The sequence below is a fragment of the Methyloceanibacter sp. wino2 genome (assembly GCF_003071365.1).
Lineage (GTDB): Bacteria > Pseudomonadota > Alphaproteobacteria > Rhizobiales > Methyloligellaceae > Methyloceanibacter.
Genome location: NZ_CP028960.1, coordinates 514,134 through 532,346, shown reverse-complemented (window position 1 = coordinate 532,346; position 18,213 = coordinate 514,134). Strand labels below are relative to the sequence as shown.

Here is an 18,213-nt window from a genome sequence, read left to right as displayed (position 1 = left end):
GCCAGGTGACCTTCGACCCCGTGGAAGCAAAGCAACTTGTGGAGCAACTTTTCCGGATAACCGACAAGCTCCAGGAAATGACCAAACGGCCTTTCACACCGGACGGTCACTTGGTTGGCAGTTTGGGAGAGGTCTTGGCCAAGAGCGCCTATGATCTCGAGTTGACGGACCCTTCGACGAAGGCATGCGATGCGTGGACCAAGGATGGCCAGCGGGTCGAGATCAAGGCCACATTCAACAATCGAGTAGCTTTTCGCGATCACGATGCTGACTTTCAGCCGGAAAAATGTCTTGTCCTCCGACTTGGGCGGGATGCCGGCTTTGAGGAAATTTACAATGGGCCGATGTCACCGATTGTCGAGCGCCTTAGCTCTCGAAAGCTCCCCAGCAATGGGCAAAGGCAGATAACCCTCGCGCAGCTGCTAGAGCTCAACAAAAAAGTGAACGACGCTGACCGGCTCCGCCGCAAGACCACTGAGGCCAAGTAGGACAATGACCAACGCTGCCCAAAATTTTGTGATGGTTGGTGAGCGGACCAATGTCACGGGCTCCGCCCGCTTCCGCAAATTGATCGAGGCCAACGACTACGCAGCCGCGCTCGAAGTCGCGCGCCAGCAGGTCGAGAATGGCGCGAACATGATCGACATCAACATGGACGAGGGCATGTTGAATTCCGAGGAGGCCATGCGGACCTTCCTCAATCTTATCGCCTCGGAACCCGATATTTCGCGGGTGCCCATCATGCTGGACTCGTCCAAATGGTCCGTGATCGAGACGGGGCTCAAATGTGTGCAAGGCAAGGCGGTGGTGAACTCCATCAGCATGAAGGAAGGCGAGGAGCCGTTCCTGGAGCATGCGCGCAAGGTTTTGCGCTACGGCGCGGCCGTGGTCGTGATGGCGTTCGACGAAACGGGCCAGGCGGAAACGGCCGAGCGTAAATTCGAGATCTGCAAGCGGGCTTACGAGCTGCTGACGAAGGAGGTGGGCTTCCCGCCCGAGGACATCATCTTCGATCCCAACATCTTCGCCGTCGCGACCGGCATCGAAGAACACAACGACTACGGCCGCGCCTTCATCGAGGCCACGCGGCGCATCAAGGCCGAACTGCCGTACGTGCACATTTCCGGCGGCGTTTCAAATCTGTCATTCGCGTTCCGCGGCAATGAGCGCGTGCGCGAGGCCATGCACACGGTGTTTCTCTATCACGCCATTCAGGCGGGCATGGATATGGGCATCGTCAATGCGGGGCAACTCGGCCAGTACGACGACATCGAGCCGGAACTGCGCGAGCTTGCCGAGGATGTGATCCTTAATCGCCGCGACGACGCCACGGATCGTCTGCTGGAGGCTGCCGAGCGCTACAAGGGCGGCGCCTCGCAGAAGAAGGAAGCGGATCTGTCCTGGCGCGAGAAGCCGGTCGAGGAGCGGCTTACCTACGCGCTCGTGCACGGGATCGGCACCTATGTCGAGGAAGACACCGAAGAAGCGCGGCAGCGCGCCGAGCGTCCGCTGCACGTGATCGAAGGCCCGCTGATGGACGGCATGAACGTGGTCGGCGATCTGTTCGGCGCAGGGAAAATGTTTCTGCCGCAGGTCGTGAAGTCCGCGCGCGTGATGAAGCAGGCGGTCGCCTATCTCATGCCCTTCATGGAGAAGGAAAAGGAGGAACTCGGCGTCGTCGACCGGCCCGCGGCCGGCAAGGTCCTCCTCGCGACCGTCAAGGGTGATGTCCACGACATCGGCAAGAACATTGTTGGCGTCGTGCTCCAGTGCAACAACTACGAGGTGATCGACCTCGGCGTCATGGTGCACTCGCAGGTCATCCTCGATACCGCGAAGGAACAGAACGTCGACATTATCGGCCTGTCGGGCTTGATCACGCCGTCTCTCGACGAGATGTGCCATGTCGCGTCGGAGATGGAGCGGGAGGGGTTCGATATTCCGCTGCTCATCGGCGGCGCGACAACGAGCAAGGTCCATACCGCCGTCAAGATCAGCCCCAACTACCAACGCAACCAGGCGATCTACGTCACGGACGCCAGCCGCGCGGTGGGCGTTGTCTCCGGCTTGATCTCGAAGGAGCACCGGGACGCCCACATCGCAAAGGTTCGCGCGGAATACGTTCAGATGGCCGAGAAGTACGCTCGCGGTCAGGCGGAGAAGTCACGGGCAAGCATCGCACAGGCGCGCGCCAATGCGCTCAAGCTCGACTGGGTTGGCTATACGCCGCCGAAGCCATCGTTCCTGGGAACCCGGACCTTCGAAGCCTACGATCTCGCGGAGCTCGCGCGCTACATAGACTGGACGCCGTTCTTCCATGCCTGGGAGCTGAAAGGGACATACCCGCGCATTCTCGACGACGACAAATACGGCGAGGCCGCGCGGCCGCTCTTCGAAGACGCGCAAGCGATGTTGAAGCAGCTAATCGACGAGAAATGGCTGACGGCAAATGCCGTGGTGGGCTTCTGGCCTGCGAACAGCGTCGGCGACGATATCGAACTCTATACGGACGAGAGCCGGGAGAAGCCGTTCGCGACCTTCCATACGCTACGCCAGCAAATGGCGCGCGATACGGGCAAGCCGAACCTGGCCTTGGCCGATTTTGTCGCGCCGAAGGAGACGGGACTCCCCGACTATTTGGGCGGCTTCGCTGTGACGACCGGCGTCGGAGAGGACGAGGTCGCGCGCCGCTTCGAACTCGCCAATGACGACTATTCCAAGATCCTGGTGAAGGCGCTTGCAGACCGTCTGGCCGAGGCTTTCGCAGAAGCGATGCATGAAAAGGTGCGTCGTGAACTCTGGGGCTATGCGCCGGACGAGAAGCTGTCAAACGACGCGCTGATCGCGGAGGACTATGCGGGCATTCGCCCAGCGCCCGGCTATCCGGCCCAGCCTGACCACACAGAGAAGCGTACGCTCTTCCGCACGCTGGATGCGGAGAAGGAGATCGGCATCAAGCTCACGGAGTCTTGCGCCATGTGGCCGGGAGCAGCCGTGTCCGGCATGTACTTCTCACACCCGGACGCCCGGTATTTCGGCGTCGGTAAGATCGGCCGCGACCAGGTCGCCGATTACGCGGCACGCAAGGGCTGGTCTCTGGACGAGGCCGAGAAGTGGCTCGGGCCGATCCTCAATTACGATCCGAAGCAGGTCACCGACGCGGCGGCGTAAAAGCCAACACAACAGAGGGGGCGCCAAGACGGGGTCGTCCGTCTACGGCGTTTGTTCTCTGCTGGCTTGATGTTGGCGGGCCTTGGGCCCAATTGCTCGCCCTAGATCATTCCAAGAATGACGGCGGCGAGAAAGCTGAACGATAGTACGACCGAAGCCACGGTCAGTTTGGCTGTGAATTCCATCGGAAGTTCTCCTTTCCGATTGGAGGGGTGCCCGTTCTGCAAGGTCATCATTTTACAAACTCCCCGAATTACGTGCCAAGCTGTTTCCTTGTTGCGCCGCACAAACAACTGAACGCCGCAAGCGTTGCCATTCAACGCGTCAAGTGGAATTCGGTTCGCGCGTGACGCATTTTATTTTGATTTTCGGCCTTGGATTGAGCGCCGTGCAGAGGACTGGCCGGTGCGACATCGTTGCGCGCGGGCCGGTGCATAGCGTGTGGACAATTGGCCTGGCGAATCGGGCTCGGGGCCTTGCTCGCGCCCAAAAACGGCGGTGCTAGGCGAGCGCCTTTCTGTACAGCACTTCGGCGAAACCGTCCGTGACGAGATCGGGCAGCGTCCCGACTTCGACGAATCCGCGGCGGTCGTAGAAGCGCCGTGCGGGGCCGTTGAACTCAGAGGCGCAGACCCAGACATTGCGCGTCCCGGCCCGCTTGGCTTCGGCCTCGACGAACGTCAGAGCCTTGGTCCCGAGCCCGTGTCCTTGATGACCGGGAAGGATGGCAAGGAGTTCGACGTACGGGCCTTTGAGCCAGGGAAAGCGTGTACAGATAACGCCCGCCGTCGTGCCGCCGACGGTTATGGCGTAGTGCTGGGTACCCCCGTCTCCACCAGCCAGAAAGCGAGAAAGGCCGTCTTCCGGAATGGCCAGTGTCGACCACGGGGGCATGGTCGCGAGCGCCGCGGCCAACGTCTGCCGCGCATCGTCCGTGATGGGGCACAATTGCGCGCCCCCGAGATCGGCCGTTGGCAGGAAGGGCGACGGCATCACTTTCTATGCGCCCGGCGGCGCTTCTTGACTTGCGCGTAGCGGTGCTGATCGCCCGGGTGTTCGATGTAGCAGCTCTGCGCGATCACCGGTTCACCGGCTGCGAGCAACTCGCTCACAGTCACGAAGCGGTAGCCGTCCTCTTTCAGCTTGGGGATGGCGATCTTGAGGGCCTCCGCCGTATTGCGGCCATGTCCGTTCGCGTGACCGATGACGATGGCGCCGGGATGGGCCTGGTCGATGATGGCCTTGGCGATGCGCTTGGCGGAGAGACCGGGATCGGGATCGCCGGTCACGATGTCCCATTGAATGGCGAGCTGTCCCGCATCGGCGACGGCGGACAAAGACTTGGCGCTGCACCAGCCGTACGGGAACCGCATCAGGGTCAGTTGGTCTTGCGGGGCGGCGTGCTCCGCAAGGTCCGCGGCGCAGCTCTTCGCGACGAGCTGATCGCGGGCGCGGAGGAAGGCAGCCTCCGTCAGATGAATTTCGTCGTCGATTGTGGCCGCGCTTGCTTTCGTGAAATCGCGGTGGGCGAGGCCATGGCCGCCGATCTCGAAGCGGGTGTCGGCGATGAGCTGGGCGGCCCGTTCGGGGTGGCTTTCGAACCACTTGCCACTCACGAACAGCGTGGCTTTGACGTCCTCCGCGCGCAGATAGTCGATGACATGGCCGTCATAGCCGGTCCGATGCCCGTTGCTCTCACAGATGTCGAAGGTGAGGGCGATGACCTTGTCGTCGGGGGAGACCTTCACGCTGCGGATCGAACCACGCAGCGGCTTGGCAATAGGCGCCCGCTCGGGCCGTGCAATCTTGCGCAAGGTCTCGAGATCCACGCGCGTCCGGTCGAATTTGGAAGCCCGTTCCTTGTCTGTGCCCGCGAGCGCGTCACTGCTCCAGCAGCGGGAAAGGAGGCTGTCTTCCGGGTCCGCCGCTGCAGGCGCGGGATCTTCCGCTACGGCGTGGGACAGTCCGGCCATCAGGATGCCAAGGGCGACGAATGCCCGCCCGCACAGAACCATTGCCGCCCATCCCCAAAAAAACCTGATCGATGGCTTCTTGAGCCGGTTTGGCGGCACGCGTCAATGAAAAGATCGGCGATGAAAAGCGAGGAGGCGTTGGGGCCCTAGCGGACTGCGCCCATAGACAATGGCGCCTGCGAAATCATCGGGCAATCGAGCGTCTTCTCGAGGGCGTCGGCGAGCTCTTCCTCGTTGTTGGCCTTGATGTAGAGCCCGTTGTTCTCATTCGCGAGACACATCAGATCCATGACGCTGTTCTGGCCCGTCCAGGAATAGCCCGAGTAGCGAAAGCCGATCACGTGGATGGTGAGCCGCGCCGCGTTGTCGTGAAGCCGCTTGGCGAGCTCGCACGGCGCCCGGCCGCAAGTCTCCTCGCCGTCCGTCACGACGACGATCACGCCGGGATTGTTGCGATAGTCAAGTGCCTCGGCCGCCTGCTCGACCCCGGAGGTGAGAGGCGTTTTACCCGCCGGGATGATCCGGTTGACGGCCCGCATGATTTTCTTGGCCGCGTTGGCGGTCGGCTTCAGGGCGAGCGACACGTTGCACTGATTGTAGGGTCCGGGACCGTATGTCACGAGACCGACGCGGCGGTAGCGTGTCGCGCTTGGAAGAACCTGCGCCAGCGCCCAGCGCACTTCATCGATACGGGGCTTGGAATTGGGAATGCCGAGCTCCTGATTCCCCGACATGGAGCCCGAAGCGTCGAAGACGATCATGGCGTCGTCGGTGCAGGGCGCCTTCGACGGATCGGCCGTCTCGGCGTCTTGCGCCTGCGCGATAACGGACGAGCCGGCCAAGGCGGTGGCTGCAATGCCAGCGACCAACCATTTACGCCAACGCATTGCAATTCCGCTGCCACGATCTTGCATTTTGTCTGGGCTCCCTAGGCAATTTTGCGCAGCATAACCTAACTCGATTTGGTGCGGAATGGCAGAAAATGAGGGAATTTGAGGGCGCAACCGCGACGCCTGAGGCTATGGGCTGAAGATCAGGATCACGTAGACCAAGAACAGCAGCAGGTGCACCACGCCGTTGATCACGTTGGTCCGGCCGCCGCCAAAGGTCATGCCGCTCACGAACAGGGTCAGGACCAGCAGGACCGTTTCCAGCTGCGTCAGCCCGAGTTCCGCATCGCGCCCGGTGATCATGCCGATGGCCAGAACCGCCGGCACCGTCAGCCCAATCGTCGAGAGCGCCGAGCCGAGACAGATATTGATCGATCGCTGCAGCCGGTTCGCCAGCGCGGCGGAGAAGGCGCTTAGGCCCTCCGGGGTCAGGACCAGCACCGCGATCAGCACGCCGCCGAGTTCGTCCGGTAGGCCCAGGTCCTCGATGCCGTAGTTGACGATCTCACCGAGATACTCGGCGAGGACCACCACCGGCAGCAGGCAAAGGACCAGCATGATCGTGTGGAAGGTTAGCGAATGGGTTTTCTCCCCTTCCTCGCCAGTATCCGCCCCGTCCGCGCGCGCCGAGGCTGCTGTCCCATTCTGCTCCGGCTCGTCAAAGAACGAGCGGTGGCGCATGGTCTGAATGATCACGAAGGCCGCATAGAAGAGCAGGGTGATCGCTCCGAACAGGATCGCTTTCCCGGGAGCATTCACCGGATCGGGCGCGGTCTGCGTATAGTTGGGGACCACCAGGGCGAACACGGACAAAGCCGTGAGCACGACGAGGAAGGCCCGCGCGCCCGCGAGGTTGTAGTCCTGCTCCCAGTAGCGTAGCGCCCCCATGACCAGGGCAAGGCCCACCATGCCGTTGAGCACGATCATCAGCGTGGCGAACATGGCGTCGCGGGCTAGCGTCGGGTTGTTCTCGCCTTGCAGCATGATCGAAGCGAGCATGGCGACCTCGATGATGATCACCGAAAGCGTCAGGATCAGCGTGCCGTAGGGTTCGCCGAGTTCCTCTGCCACGGCTTCGCCCTGCTGCATCACCGCATAGGCGCACCACATCATGACCGGAAACAGCCAAACGAAGAGCAGGGTGGACTTCAGGTGATTCTCGAGGTTCGACAGGAGGTCGGCGCCAAACAGGACGAAGATTACGGCCGTAAGGCCGCCGACCACTGCCGGCGCGATTGCGTGCAACAGGATGTGCTTATTCATGACTGCTCTATGAGACGGGGCCTGCGGGAAGGTCCGCCCCTTGGAAAGGCTTGCGGGAACGACTTTGGACTGATTCTGGTACCGGTATAACAGGGGGGACCTGACGGTGAAGCTAGCCGAGCGACCGGCTTTTATGTAATAGCCGTTTACATGACCGATCCCAGCCGCCGTTGGCAGCGGCGCTCCTATCACCACGGCAACCTCAAAGAGGTGCTGGTGGAAGCCGCGCGCAAACTCATCGAAGAGCACGGCGCCTTCGGCTTCAGCCTTACCGAAGCGGCGCGGCTGGCCGGCGTCAGCCCGGCGGCGCCTTATCGGCATTTCCGTGACAGGGACGCCTTGCTTGCGGAAGTCGCCCGCAGCGGGTTCGAGCGTTTCGCGGCGCGTTTGGACGCGGCCTGGAATAACGGTATTCCGACGCCGCTATCGGCATTCGAGGCCTTGGGCCGCGCGTATCTCACCTTCGCCCGCGATGAGCCGGCCAGCTATGCGGTCATGTTCGAGACAGGCGCGTCGGTGGACGAGGGCGGTGAGGCGATCCAAGCCGCCACGTCATCGCCGGCTGCCGAAAAGGCCTTCAACGTGCTTCTTGAGGCCGCTGCCGCGTTATGCCGGCAATTGCCGGAGAGCGAACGCCCGCCGCTGAAACTCGTAGCCATGCACATCTGGACGATGTCCCATGGCGTCGCATCGCTCTTCATTCAGGAGGGCAGTGCGGCCAAGAAGGTACCGCTCTCGGCGGAAGAGGTGTTGGAGAGCGGCCTGCTCATCTATTTGAAGGGTCTCGGTGTGCTGCCCGAGTCGCCGGACGAGGGCACGTCCGCGGAGTAGCGCTAGCGGCTGGCGGTTCTGGAGACCTGGCCCGCTTGCGTAGCGCTCGCCTCGAGCCATCTCAGGACCTGATTCCAGTCCGCCCGCGACCCGTTGTAGATATTGCGGTCGCACTTGCCCGGCACGCCCGGCACGCTTCCCGTTGCGGTGAACTGCCAGAAGGCCCATTTGCGGCCGGGATATCTCTTGTGCGGTTCCGCCGCGACCGACCGGAGCCAGAAATGATAGTCCTGGAATTGGCCCTCGAGGATGTCCTTATGAAACCTCGGGTCGGTGTAGATGATCGGCCGTTTGCCGGTATGGCGCTCCATCGCCTCGAGAATGATCTTGATCTTCTTGAGCGCGAGATCCCGGGAGACCTTCTTGGGGCAGGTCTTCGAATCCGGGTGCCACTCGAGATCCAGAACCGGCGGCAGCGCATCGGGATCGGCGGGCACGTTCCGGACGAACCAGTCGGCCTGCTCCGAGGCATAGCGGCACCAATAGATGAAGTGATAGGCGCCGCGCGCGACGCCGGCGCGCTTGGCCGCATTCCAGTTCTGACGAAACTTCGGATCGAGGTGGTCGCCGCCCTCGGTCGCTTTGATATAGGCGAACTCGATGCCCGCCTGGCGGACCCGGTTCCAGTCGATGTCGCCCTGCCAGTAGGAGACGTCGATTCCTTGGACCGGCATGGAATGGGCCCGTTTCACGCCCGCATGCGGCTTGTGGTCCTTCAGCGACCGGGCCACGGCCGTGCCGCTCCCGAACGCTCCGGCAGCAACGGCTACCGCGACGGCAAAACTGACAAATTGGCGATACGCAGAACTCATAGTGACGCCCCCAGAAAACGCCCGATAACCGTACATTTTTCAGCGAATTGACGGGGAACTCTCGCGACTTGCGGTTAATTTTGTCTTGGCCGGTGGCGCACCTTGAGTCGCACCGGTGGCCTCCGAAAACCGCAAAAGGTAGACGAGAATCAGGCGCGGGGGCGTTGAACGGCTTGTCAGCAGGGCCCATATATGTGAATGTGAATAACATTCACTTACCCCCTGAAAGGACCCCGATGCAGCTAGTTGCGACCCTCGACGAGTACGGAAAGCCCGCTTGGTTCGCCGCGACGATCCTCGGCTTTATCGTCTGGTGGCCAATCGGCCTTGGTGTTTTGGCTTATCTAATCTGGAGTGGACGAATGGGATGCGGAAATAAGAAGGCTTGGCGCTCGTACTTCAAGGAAGAGGCGCAGCGGTTCCAAAGTGGTTTCGGCTCGACCGGCAACCGTGCCTTCGACGCCTACCGCGAGGAAACCCTGAAGCGGCTCGAAGAAGAAGCCGATGAGTTTCAGGCTTTTCTGAAACGGCTTCGCGATGCCAAGGACAAGGCGGAGTTCGACCAGTTCATGGCCGAGCGGAAGCAGGTTCAACCGGTGCAGACAAGCTAGGCGCGTTCGTCCCCTGCGAACGAGTTCTGGAAGGCGCGGGGTCTTGCCCCGCGCCTTTAATTTTGTGTGCGGTCCGGTCTTTTCATCGCCAAGGTGATTTGTAGGATGCAGCCCAACGCGCCCGCGCAAAGGGTGCGGCACTGAAACTCGTAAGCGTTCGAGGTAGGAAGCGATGACTTGTTCCATGGGCCGCCACGCGGCTTTTCTTGTTGCCGGCGTAGGCTTGTTCGCATGCGTCACGCAGGTCCAGGCCAGCGAGCTCGAGGATCTCATCAAGAGCCCCAGAAATATCTCGGGCAGCAAATCGAGATGAAGGCGTACTGCACCAAGGGCGGCAGGTCGGGCGACGTGTTGGGCTATGAGTGCACGACAAAGGACGGCGTCTATCTCGACACGGACGACATCACCCCGGACGAGGCGAAGGAAAAGTTTGCCGACGACTGCGCTGGTGGAAAATGCGAGGCGACGGTCACCTTCGAGCCGCACTCCTACTCGGTGTCCGGTGTGATCGAGCCGGACAGGGAAGTCGTCATCTTCAATGCCAAGACCGCGAAGGTCAGCTTCTAGGCGAACGCATTTTCGGCGAGCCTAGGCCTCTCCATTTTCATCGGTTTCGTTCTCGAGGATGCTCTTCGATCCGAAGTAGCGAAGGGCGAACGGCAGGACGAGCGGGTTGAAGCCGGCCTGGATCACGAGGCGCCGCAGCCACGGCTTCGACTGCGCCGTGGGCATGAAGATCTTGGCGAAGGCCGCGGCGTCCTCCTGCCGTCTAGCGATTTCGGGCTTCATCATCGCCTCGTAGGAGGTGAAGGCGGCGACATGGTTGCCGTCGTAGCGCTGCAGTTCCTGCGCAAGGAGATACGCGCCTGCCATCGCCATATGCGAACCCTGTCCAGCCAGGAGCGTCAGGCATCCGCAGGCATCGCCGAGCAGCGTGACTCGGCCGCGCGACCAGCGCGGTATCGCGATCTGCGTCAGCGTGTCGAAATAGAGGGGCTCGGTTCCTTTATACGAGTCGAGTAGCGCCTCGCCGATCCAGCCGGAGCCTTTGAAGGCGCGCCGGACGAACGAAAGCTGCTGGTTGTGCGGGACATCCACCTCGTCGAGCCGGAACACGAACGTGGCGTCGAGCGAGCGATCGCCGAGTGGATAATAGAAGGCGACGCGGTTCGGCTCCTCGTGGATCTGCGCCGTCCGGCGGACCGGTAGGTCGTGGTCCTCGATATGGAACGCCGCGACATAGGCCCCGAGAAAACGCGCGAACTGGCTCTCCTCGCCGAACATCAGGCGGCGAACGCCCGAGTGCACGCCGTCGGCCCCGAACACGAGCGCGAATTCGTCGGAGCTGCCGTCGTCGAACCTGACGTCGACATGGTCTTCACGTTCTAGCAGGTCCGCGATCTCTTTGCCGAACCGGACTTGAACACCAAGGGCCTCAGCGCGGTCGAAAAGGATGCGTACGAGATCAGGTCGGCGCACATAGACATACTTTCCGTCGAGCGCGCGTTTGATACGCTTGATCGGTACGGACGTGTACGGCTTCCCGTCCGCGTTCACGAACTGAAGTTTGTCGATGGGATAGCGCAGTACACGGAGCTTGTCCGTGAGGCCCAAGCGCTCGGCCACGTCCCAGCCGGAGCCGAAAAAGTCCATCATGTAGCCTTGGTCGGGCAGTTCGGGACTCTGCTCCACCACGACGGGGTCCCAGCCATACTCCTTGAGGCAAATGGCGAGCGTGAGCCCGGCGATCCCTGCGCCGGAAATTAAGACCCTGCCGTTGATCGCCATGCACTCTTGCCCTTCGCGCGCGAACGTTCTTGCCAATTGCCCCAGGCATCGGCGCGCCCATACCTCGCGCCAACGCTTATCATCTAAGCGGACTTATCCCCGGACGGCTTACCATACCCGCCGCCGGTCGGTGTTCTGATTATCACGGCTTCGCCGGGAGCGATTGAGGTTTGATCGGAGCCTCTCAGCCGCTCTAGAGTTCCGGAGTTCCGGCGCACCCAGTTCTCTCCGGTGCGGCCCGGTGCGCCACCCTTTGTGCCAAAGGGCTGCCGCTTGCGAAAGCCCGACAGGATCGCGCAGTCCATCTCCTCCAAAAATCTCAGCGTCCGGACCGTCCCGTCGCCCGCGCGCCAACGCCCCGCGCCGCCCGAGCCGCGTTCAATCTCGAAGCGCTCCAGCAGCACGGGGTAGCGTAGTTCGAGGACCTCCGGGTCTGTCAGACGGGAATTTGTCATATGCGTCTGGACGGCGGAGGCGCCGTCGAAGCCGGGTCCCGCCGGCGCGCCTGAGCAGATCGTCTCGTAATACTGCACCCGCGCGTTGCCGAAGGTCAGATTGTTCATCGTGCCTTGCGCCGACCCCAGGACACCCAGCGCACCGTAAAGGCAGTTCACGACAGTTTGGCTCGTCTCCACATTCCCGCCCGCGACCGGCGCCGGATAGCGCGGTTTCAGGAGCGACCCTTCTGGCACGACGATGTCGATATGCCGGAGGCAGCCTGCATTCAGCGGAATGTCGTCGTCCACCAGGGTGCGGAACACGTAAAGCACACAGGCCCGCGTGATGGGCTCGGGCGCGTTGAAAGTCGTCTCCGTCTGCCCGCTCGTGCCGGTGAAATCGACGAGGGCCTTGTTGGTCTCGCGGTCGACCGTGATGGCCACCTCGATGCGGCTCCCCTGGTCCGTCTCGAGCGCGAAACGCGAATCCTTCAGCGTGCCGATGACTTTGCGCACGGCCTCGGCCGCGTTGTCCTGGACGTGACCCATATAGGCTACGACCGTGGCGAGGCCGTACTGGCGCACCATCTTGCGCAGCTCGATGACACCTTTCTCGTTGGCGGCGACCTGAGCTTTCAGGTCCGCGATATTCTGCTCGACGTTCCGGGCCGGGTAGGGCGCGTCGGTGAAGAGACGCCGTACGGCGTCTTCCTGGAAGCGCCCCCCGCCGACTAAGCGGAACGGATCGATATAGATGCCTTCCTCTTCGATCGTCGCGGCCTGCGGGCTCATGGACCCCGGCGCGATGCTCCCGACATCGGCGTGGTGGCCGCGCGCGGCGACGAAGAAGAGGATCTCCGCGCCCGCTTCGTCGAACACGGGCGTCACGACCGTGATGTCGGGTAGATGGGTCCCGCCGTTGTAGGGCGCATTGAGCATCCACACATCGCCGGGGCGAAGGTCGCGGCCCACCTCCCGCACGATCGTTTCCACGCTCTTGTCCATCGAGCCGAGATGCACGGGGATATGCGGCGCGTTCGCGATCAGCGCACCGCTTGCATCGAAAATGGCGCAGGAGAAGTCAAGCCGTTTCCTTGATGTTGACTGAGCGTGCCGTGTTTTGAAGCGCATAGCCCATCTGTTCGGCGATGGAGACGAAGAGGCTGTTGAACACCTCCAGCATGACCGGATCGGCTTCGGCGCCGACGGCCTCTTTGGTCAGCTTCTCGCGCGTGCGCGTCAGCAGGAGGTGGTTCTTCGCCGTCACGGCCGCGCGCCACGCGGGTTCGACCACGACGGTCTGGTGGTCCTCGATCAGAAGGGCGGGACCCTCGATAGCGGCGCCCGGTGTCAGATCGGTGCGGGTGTAGACGGGAACGTCATGCCAGTTCCCATGGGTGAACATGTCGGCCCGCGTGTGTGGGGCAGGCTCGGCGCGCTCGTTGGGAAGGGAGATGTTGGCCTCCGTGATGGGGACACCACCGCCAATGGCTTCCACTTCGACGGCTTCGATCTCGATTTCCTTCTCGGGGCTGATGAACCCGAAGCGCTTCTGATGGGCCGCCTCGAACGCCGACCGCATCGCCGCCAGCGATGCGACGGGAATGGGCAATGAACTGTCCGTGCCGGCGTACCGCAGATGCGCCTGAGCCTCGACCGTGGCCTTGTCGGCATCGATGCCCTGCAGGGAAAGTTCGCGCCGGGCGTCGCGCTCTATGGGGGCTTGGGTCTCGGCGAGTTCTTCAAGTCCCTCGCCGTCGAGCGGCGCGAGCACCGCCTGCGTGCGCGTCGCGCGGACGCTCGCGAGCCCCATGCCATAGGCGGACAACACGCCCGAGAACGGATGCAGCAGGACGTTTTCGATGCCGAGTGCATCGGCCACGAGGCAGGCATGCTGCCCGCCCGCGCCGCCGAAACAATTGAGCACGTAGCCGGCGACGTCGTAGCCGCGCTGCACGGAAATCGTCTTGATGGCATTGGCCATGTTGGCGACAGCGATCTTGATGAAGCCTTCGGCGATCTCTTCCGGTTGGCGCCCGTCGCCGAGCTGCCGGGCAAGTCCATGAAACGCCTTCACCACCGCGCGGCGGTCGAGAGGCTGGTCTTGGTCGGGACCGAAGATGCGCGGAAACAGGTCAGGCTGGAGCTTGCCCGTCATCACGTTGGCGTCCGTGACGGTCAGCGGACCGCCGCGGTGATAGGCGCACGGTCCAGGGTCGGCGCCCGCCGAATCCGGCCCACTCGGAACCGGGACTCGTCGCAATGAAGGATCGATCCACCGCCCGCAGCCACCGTGTGAATCAGCGTCATCGGGGCGCGGACGCGCGCGCCCGCCACGACGCTTTCGAAGGTGCGCTCCAGCTGGCCGTCGTAGTGGCACACATCGGTCGATGTGCCGCCCATGTCGAAGCCGATGACTTTTCCGAATCCGGCCGCTTCCGCTGTCTCCACGGCGCCGACGACGCCACCGGCGGGGCCAGACAGGATCGCGTCTTTGCCGCGGAACAAATGCGCGGACGTGAGTCCGCCCGAGGACTGCATGAACAGCAGTCGCGGCGTGTGGCCGCCGGCATTCGCGCCGCCATCCTTCGTGCCACCGTCGGCCGACAGCGCGCCCGCCACGCGGTCCACGTAGCGGCTGAGCAGCGGCGACAGATACGCATCCACCACGGTGGTGTCGCCCCGGCCGACGAATTTCACGAGGGGACTGACTTCGTGGCTCACGGAGACCTGCGCGAAGCCCATCTCGCGGGCGAGCTTGGATGCCGCGTGCTCATGACCGGGATGGGCGTAGGCATGCATGAAGACGATGGCGACGGACTTGATGCCCTCCTTGCGGGCGTCTTCGAGAACGGCGCGTGTGGCATCGAGATCGAGGGGAACCTCAACCGTGCCATCGGTGTGCACGCGCTCGGGCACCTCGGCGACGCGCTCATAGAGCATCGACGGCTTCTCAATATGCCGCGCGAAGATCTTCGGCCGCGCCTGGTAGCCGATCTCCAAAGCGTCGCGAAAGCCCTCGCTGACAATCAGGAGAACGCGGTCGCCCTTGCGCTCGAGCAGCGCATTGGTGGCGACGGTCGTGCCCATGCGCACGGTTTCGATGAGGTGAGGGGGCAGGGGCGCATCGCGCGCCACGCCGATCAGATCGGCAATCCCGGCGATGGCAGCGTCCTCATAGGACTCCGGATTCTCCGAGAGCAGCTTCGCGGTGACGAGCGCGCCGTCGGGCGTGCGCCCGACAATGTCGGTGAACGTGCCGCCCCGGTCGATGAAGAACTGCCACTTGCCGGTCATGCCGCGGTGTATCCGCCTGTCACGCGATCCGCTTCAAGCCTGCCGCGTATTGCTTCCAGCGCCGGACATAGACGTCGGCACCCCGGGCGATCATGGCGCGCATCTTGTCGTCCACCTCGCGCACGGCCTTGGCGGGCGATCCGATGATCATGGAGTTGTCGGGAAACTCCTTGCCCTCGGTGACGAGAGCACCGGCGCCAACAAGGCAGTTGGAGCCGATCTTGGCGCCGTTGAGGACGATCGCGCCCATACCGATCAGCGTATTGTCGCCGATGGTGCAGCCATGAAGGATAACGTTGTGCCCGATGACGCAGTCCTGGCCGATGGTCAGCGGGAGGCCTGGATCGGTGTGAAGAGTGGAGTTGTCCTGAACCTGCGAGCGCGTCCCGATCTCGATCCACTCGTTGTCTCCGCGCAGCACCGAACCGTACCAGACACTGGCGTCGGACTTCAGCCGCACCTTGCCCGTCAGCACGGCTGTTTCGGCGACCCAATAGAGCCCGTCTTCGGGAAATTCGGGTGCCTGCCCGTCAAGCTCGTAGACCGCCATCGTTGCTCCTTTCGCCGCTTCGCTGCCGTGGATACAATTCTGAGGCATCCTTGTCATGCAAGTTCGGGACGGACATCCGGCCGCCCGGCGTGCTCGAACCTCTTGTAACAAGGGGATCGCCCCGGTAAGGAAAAGCGCCCCTAGAAGATTCTCAAGGGTTTGAGCGAGCTGATGAGCACCGAAGACACCAAAAAGGGCGGAAATCCGCTGACGATCTTTATCGTTTCGCTTTGCGCCGCCATCGTGATGGCAGGCGGCTTCGCGATCGTGATCGAGGCCTTTGTCCTTGCCGCGGCCAATCTCTTCGAGCTGGGATCGACTTTTGTCTGGGTCGCGAGCGGCGCCAACGCCCTTCTGGCGCTGTGGTTCGCCGTCTGGACCTTCGTCCGGTCGTGGCATGTGGAGCGGCGCCTTGGGGCCGGCCTCGAGGTCGATGAGCCGAAAATGTCGATACTGGCCAATCTGCGAGGATAGCAGCAGGCAATGCGCCCGGCAGCGAGACGCTACGGGGACGAATATCCCATGCGGTGCAGCTGAAAAGCCCGTATGGTTTAACAGGATCAAGAGTTTCAAGGGGGTCCACTATGTCGGTTTGGGGAAAGCTCGCAGGTGCAGCCGCAGGTCTCGCGGTCGGAGGGCCGATCGGTGCGCTGGTCGGCGGTGTCGCCGGACACTATGTGATCGACCGGGACGGTGAACAGAAGGGCGGCGGCGACGGTGAGGACCAGGTGGCCTTCACGGTCGGTGTCATTGCGCTGGGCGCCAAAATGGCCAAGGCGGACGGCGTCGTCACCATGGACGAGGTGAATGCCTTCAAAGAGGTCTTCAAGGTCCCCGACGGCGAAATGAAGAACGTGGCACGGGTGTTCAACCTCGCCAAGCAAGAGGTCTCCGGCTACGAGGCCTATGCCGACCAGCTCGCGGGGATGTTCAAGGGCAACCGCAAACTGCTTGAAGACGTCCTCGATGGTCTGTTCCACATCGCCAAGGCCGACGACGAGTTCGATCCCAGCGAAGAACAGTTCCTGCATCAGGTCGCCAAGCGTTTCGGGTTCACCGACACCGAATTCAGCTACATCAAGGCGCGGCACGTGGTGGCGTCGAAGCGCAATCCTTACGAGGTGCTCGAGGTCCAGCCGACCATCTCCAACGACGAGCTCAAGGCCCAGTACCGCAAGCTCATCGCGGACAACCACCCGGACAAGCTGATTGCCCGCGGCGTGCCGGAAGAGTTCATCGCCATCGCCACGGACAAGGTCGCCGCTATCAACGAGGCCTATCAGCAGATTGCGAAAGAGCGCGGTCTCTAGGGCCGCGTATTCCGCTGCTGCCACGCGTGCGGGAATCCTGGGGCCGGCTCAGCGCCGGTGCAGGGACCGACTTGCAGCGTGGATGATCTTGCATGAGGACACGGTCGGATGACGTCTTCGCCCGACAGTAAGCTCGCCGCGCACTGGGTTCCGTCGCCCAATTTCGAGCCGCGTCGCGACGGACGGCGGCCGGATATGCTGATCCTCCACTATACGGGCATGGAGGCCCACGATGCCGCGCGCGATTGGCTGGCATCGGAGGACTCCAAGGTGTCCGCGCACTATGTCGTCGACGAAGATGGGACGATCACCCAGATGGTGCCGGAGTCCGAGCGGGCCTGGCACGCGGGACAAAGTCACTGGGCCGGCGAGACGGATTTAAACTCCGCATCGATCGGCATCGAGATTCACAATCCCGGTCATGATTTCGACTATCCGCCGTTTCCGGACGTGCAGATGCAGGCGGTGGAGGCGCTGTGCCAGGACATTTTGAGCCGTCATGCGATTCCGGCCGCACGCATCCTGGCTCATTCGGACATCGCACCAGGGCGCAAGCGCGACCCGGGCGAGCGCTTCGATTGGGCGCGGCTCGCCCGCGCCGGCATCGGCCTCTGGACCGAGCCGGTACCGGCCGGCGAGGATTCCGGCCTTGGTCTTGGCGACGAGAGCGCGGCGGTCGCCGACCTGCAGCAGGATCTCTTGGATTTCGGCTACGGGGTGGAGGCCACTTCGACCTACGGCCGCGGCACCGAGAGCGTCGTGGAAGCGTTTCAGCGGCACTATCGGCCGGAGCGCGTCGATGGCCGCGCGGACCGTTCTACGTGCGAGACGCTGAAGAGACTGCTTGTGCTCCGTGCGGGCGCTGCCGTCTGATACTGCCGCGCTGACTTAGCCTTGGCCGTCACGAAAAAGGCCCGCCCAAGAGTTGGGCGAGCCTTTGCTGCCTAGCGTTCGGCGCTGAACGCGCCGTCGGCGTGACTAGTTGTCGTTGTAGAAGCTCTCGGCCTTGGCCACGTTGCCTTCGGGGTCCTTCATGAACTCCTCTTTGGCTTCCTGCTTGCTGAAGCAGTAGAGCTTGTCGCCGACCTTCTCGTGGACCGAGCAGTCCGTGTATTTCTTCGTGCCCTGGGTCAGGCCCCAGGCGCAGTTGTTGCCGAATTCACCGAGAGCACCGGCGGCAAGAGCAGCGGAACCGGAAAGAGCAATCACGGTGCCGGCAACCGCAGCGGCAAGAACAACCTTCTTCATAAATTCTTCCTCCAAGACTTTACGTACGAGAC

The 18,213-nt window shown here is 62.8% G+C and carries 16 protein-coding genes and 1 pseudogene; 8 read left to right on the top strand and 9 right to left on the bottom strand.

The window, feature by feature from the left end:
* Positions 1-5: 5 nt before the first annotated feature.
* Entirely contained in the window at positions 6-488 is a 483-nt protein-coding gene (locus DCY11_RS02450; protein ID WP_159079743.1) for a hypothetical protein, read from the top strand.
* A 28-nt stretch (positions 489-516) separates the two neighbouring features.
* Complete coding sequence (gene metH / locus DCY11_RS02445; protein ID WP_245409491.1) at positions 517-3,171, top strand: methionine synthase; 2,655 nt, start codon at positions 517-519, stop codon at positions 3,169-3,171.
* A 501-nt stretch (positions 3,172-3,672) separates the two neighbouring features.
* Here metH and DCY11_RS02440 read toward each other — a convergent pair.
* From DCY11_RS02440 to DCY11_RS02425, 4 genes are all read right to left on the bottom strand, one after another.
* Positions 3,673-4,164, bottom strand: coding sequence for a GNAT family N-acetyltransferase (locus DCY11_RS02440; RefSeq protein ID WP_159079742.1), 492 nt, complete (start codon positions 4,162-4,164; stop codon positions 3,673-3,675).
* Positions 4,164-5,186, bottom strand: coding sequence for a polysaccharide deacetylase family protein (locus DCY11_RS02435; protein WP_108681102.1), 1,023 nt, complete (start codon positions 5,184-5,186; stop codon positions 4,164-4,166). The genes DCY11_RS02440 and DCY11_RS02435 overlap by 1 nt, the downstream gene beginning before the upstream one ends.
* A gap of 104 nt (positions 5,187-5,290) precedes the next feature.
* On the bottom strand, positions 5,291-6,031 hold the full coding sequence (locus DCY11_RS02430) for a VWA domain-containing protein (protein ID WP_159079741.1): 741 nt from the start codon (positions 6,029-6,031) through the stop codon (positions 5,291-5,293).
* A 132-nt stretch (positions 6,032-6,163) separates the two neighbouring features.
* Positions 6,164-7,297: a calcium:proton antiporter gene (locus tag DCY11_RS02425; RefSeq protein WP_108681100.1), complete on the bottom strand. Its 1,134-nt coding sequence runs from the start codon at positions 7,295-7,297 to the stop codon at positions 6,164-6,166.
* A 150-nt stretch (positions 7,298-7,447) separates the two neighbouring features.
* Between DCY11_RS02425 and DCY11_RS02420 the strand changes: the two genes are divergently transcribed.
* A complete protein-coding gene (locus DCY11_RS02420; RefSeq protein WP_108681099.1) occupies positions 7,448-8,128 on the top strand; it encodes a TetR/AcrR family transcriptional regulator in 681 nt (226 codons plus the stop codon).
* Between the two features lie 2 nt (positions 8,129-8,130).
* Here the strand turns inward: DCY11_RS02420 and DCY11_RS02415 are convergent, their stop codons facing one another.
* Complete coding sequence (locus DCY11_RS02415) at positions 8,131-8,940, bottom strand: GH25 family lysozyme (protein WP_108681098.1); 810 nt, start codon at positions 8,938-8,940, stop codon at positions 8,131-8,133.
* A gap of 236 nt (positions 8,941-9,176) precedes the next feature.
* Here DCY11_RS02415 and DCY11_RS02410 point away from each other — a divergent pair, with 236 nt between their 5' ends.
* Positions 9,177-9,551: a DUF2852 domain-containing protein gene (locus DCY11_RS02410; RefSeq protein ID WP_108681097.1), complete on the top strand. Its 375-nt coding sequence runs from the start codon at positions 9,177-9,179 to the stop codon at positions 9,549-9,551.
* Between the two features lie 309 nt (positions 9,552-9,860).
* On the top strand, positions 9,861-10,118 hold the full coding sequence (locus tag DCY11_RS02405) for a hypothetical protein (protein ID WP_108681096.1): 258 nt from the start codon (positions 9,861-9,863) through the stop codon (positions 10,116-10,118).
* A gap of 21 nt (positions 10,119-10,139) precedes the next feature.
* Here the strand turns inward: DCY11_RS02405 and DCY11_RS02400 are convergent, their stop codons facing one another.
* The 3 genes and pseudogenes from DCY11_RS02400 to DCY11_RS02390 all read right to left on the bottom strand — a co-directional run bounded on the left by DCY11_RS02400 (position 10,140) and on the right by DCY11_RS02390 (position 15,623).
* Complete coding sequence (locus DCY11_RS02400; protein ID WP_108681095.1) at positions 10,140-11,339, bottom strand: FAD-dependent monooxygenase; 1,200 nt, start codon at positions 11,337-11,339, stop codon at positions 10,140-10,142.
* Positions 11,340-11,422: 83 nt separating this feature from the next.
* Positions 11,423-15,073: pseudogene (locus DCY11_RS02395) on the bottom strand (hydantoinase B/oxoprolinase family protein).
* A gap of 19 nt (positions 15,074-15,092) precedes the next feature.
* Positions 15,093-15,623, bottom strand: a complete 531-nt coding sequence (locus DCY11_RS02390) for a gamma carbonic anhydrase family protein (RefSeq protein ID WP_108681094.1) — start codon at positions 15,621-15,623, stop codon at positions 15,093-15,095.
* Between the two features lie 171 nt (positions 15,624-15,794).
* Between DCY11_RS02390 and DCY11_RS02385 the strand changes: the two genes are divergently transcribed.
* The 3 genes from DCY11_RS02385 (at position 15,795) to DCY11_RS02375 (ending at position 17,806) form a co-directional block, all read left to right on the top strand.
* The gene (locus DCY11_RS02385; RefSeq protein ID WP_108681093.1) at positions 15,795-16,097 is read left to right on the top strand and encodes a hypothetical protein; all 303 of its coding nucleotides are present in this window, start codon (positions 15,795-15,797) and stop codon (positions 16,095-16,097) included.
* A 110-nt stretch (positions 16,098-16,207) separates the two neighbouring features.
* A complete protein-coding gene (locus DCY11_RS02380) occupies positions 16,208-16,933 on the top strand; it encodes a TerB family tellurite resistance protein (protein WP_108681092.1) in 726 nt (241 codons plus the stop codon).
* Between the two features lie 108 nt (positions 16,934-17,041).
* The gene (locus tag DCY11_RS02375; protein ID WP_108681091.1) at positions 17,042-17,806 is read left to right on the top strand and encodes an N-acetylmuramoyl-L-alanine amidase; all 765 of its coding nucleotides are present in this window, start codon (positions 17,042-17,044) and stop codon (positions 17,804-17,806) included.
* Between the two features lie 105 nt (positions 17,807-17,911).
* On the opposite strand, the gene DCY11_RS02370 is transcribed toward DCY11_RS02375, so the two are convergent.
* Entirely contained in the window at positions 17,912-18,181 is a 270-nt protein-coding gene (locus tag DCY11_RS02370; protein WP_045366304.1) for a hypothetical protein, read from the bottom strand.
* Positions 18,182-18,213: the final 32 nt, after the last annotated feature.

What these genes read in the sequence shown, in the direction of transcription:
- DCY11_RS02385 (WP_108681093.1), top strand. Translation starts at nt 15,795, where the DNA reads ATGAGCACCGAAGACACCAAAAAGGGCGGAAATCCGCTGACGATCTTT.
- DCY11_RS02400 (WP_108681095.1), bottom strand. Translation starts at nt 11,339, where the DNA reads ATGGCGATCAACGGCAGGGTCTTAATTTCCGGCGCAGGGATCGCCGGG.
- DCY11_RS02420 (WP_108681099.1), top strand. Translation starts at nt 7,448, where the DNA reads ATGACCGATCCCAGCCGCCGTTGGCAGCGGCGCTCCTATCACCACGGC.
- DCY11_RS02410 (WP_108681097.1), top strand. Translation starts at nt 9,177, where the DNA reads ATGCAGCTAGTTGCGACCCTCGACGAGTACGGAAAGCCCGCTTGGTTC.
- DCY11_RS02415 (WP_108681098.1), bottom strand. Translation starts at nt 8,940, where the DNA reads ATGAGTTCTGCGTATCGCCAATTTGTCAGTTTTGCCGTCGCGGTAGCC.
- DCY11_RS02430 (WP_159079741.1), bottom strand. Translation starts at nt 6,031, where the DNA reads ATGCGTTGGCGTAAATGGTTGGTCGCTGGCATTGCAGCCACCGCCTTG.
- DCY11_RS02440 (WP_159079742.1), bottom strand. Translation starts at nt 4,164, where the DNA reads ATGCCGTCGCCCTTCCTGCCAACGGCCGATCTCGGGGGCGCGCAATTG.
- DCY11_RS02375 (WP_108681091.1), top strand. Translation starts at nt 17,042, where the DNA reads ATGACGTCTTCGCCCGACAGTAAGCTCGCCGCGCACTGGGTTCCGTCG.
- DCY11_RS02405 (WP_108681096.1), top strand. Translation starts at nt 9,861, where the DNA reads ATGAAGGCGTACTGCACCAAGGGCGGCAGGTCGGGCGACGTGTTGGGC.
- DCY11_RS02390 (WP_108681094.1), bottom strand. Translation starts at nt 15,623, where the DNA reads ATGGCGGTCTACGAGCTTGACGGGCAGGCACCCGAATTTCCCGAAGAC.
- DCY11_RS02435 (WP_108681102.1), bottom strand. Translation starts at nt 5,186, where the DNA reads ATGGTTCTGTGCGGGCGGGCATTCGTCGCCCTTGGCATCCTGATGGCC.
- DCY11_RS02380 (WP_108681092.1), top strand. Translation starts at nt 16,208, where the DNA reads ATGTCGGTTTGGGGAAAGCTCGCAGGTGCAGCCGCAGGTCTCGCGGTC.
- DCY11_RS02370 (WP_045366304.1), bottom strand. Translation starts at nt 18,181, where the DNA reads ATGAAGAAGGTTGTTCTTGCCGCTGCGGTTGCCGGCACCGTGATTGCT.
- DCY11_RS02425 (WP_108681100.1), bottom strand. Translation starts at nt 7,297, where the DNA reads ATGAATAAGCACATCCTGTTGCACGCAATCGCGCCGGCAGTGGTCGGC.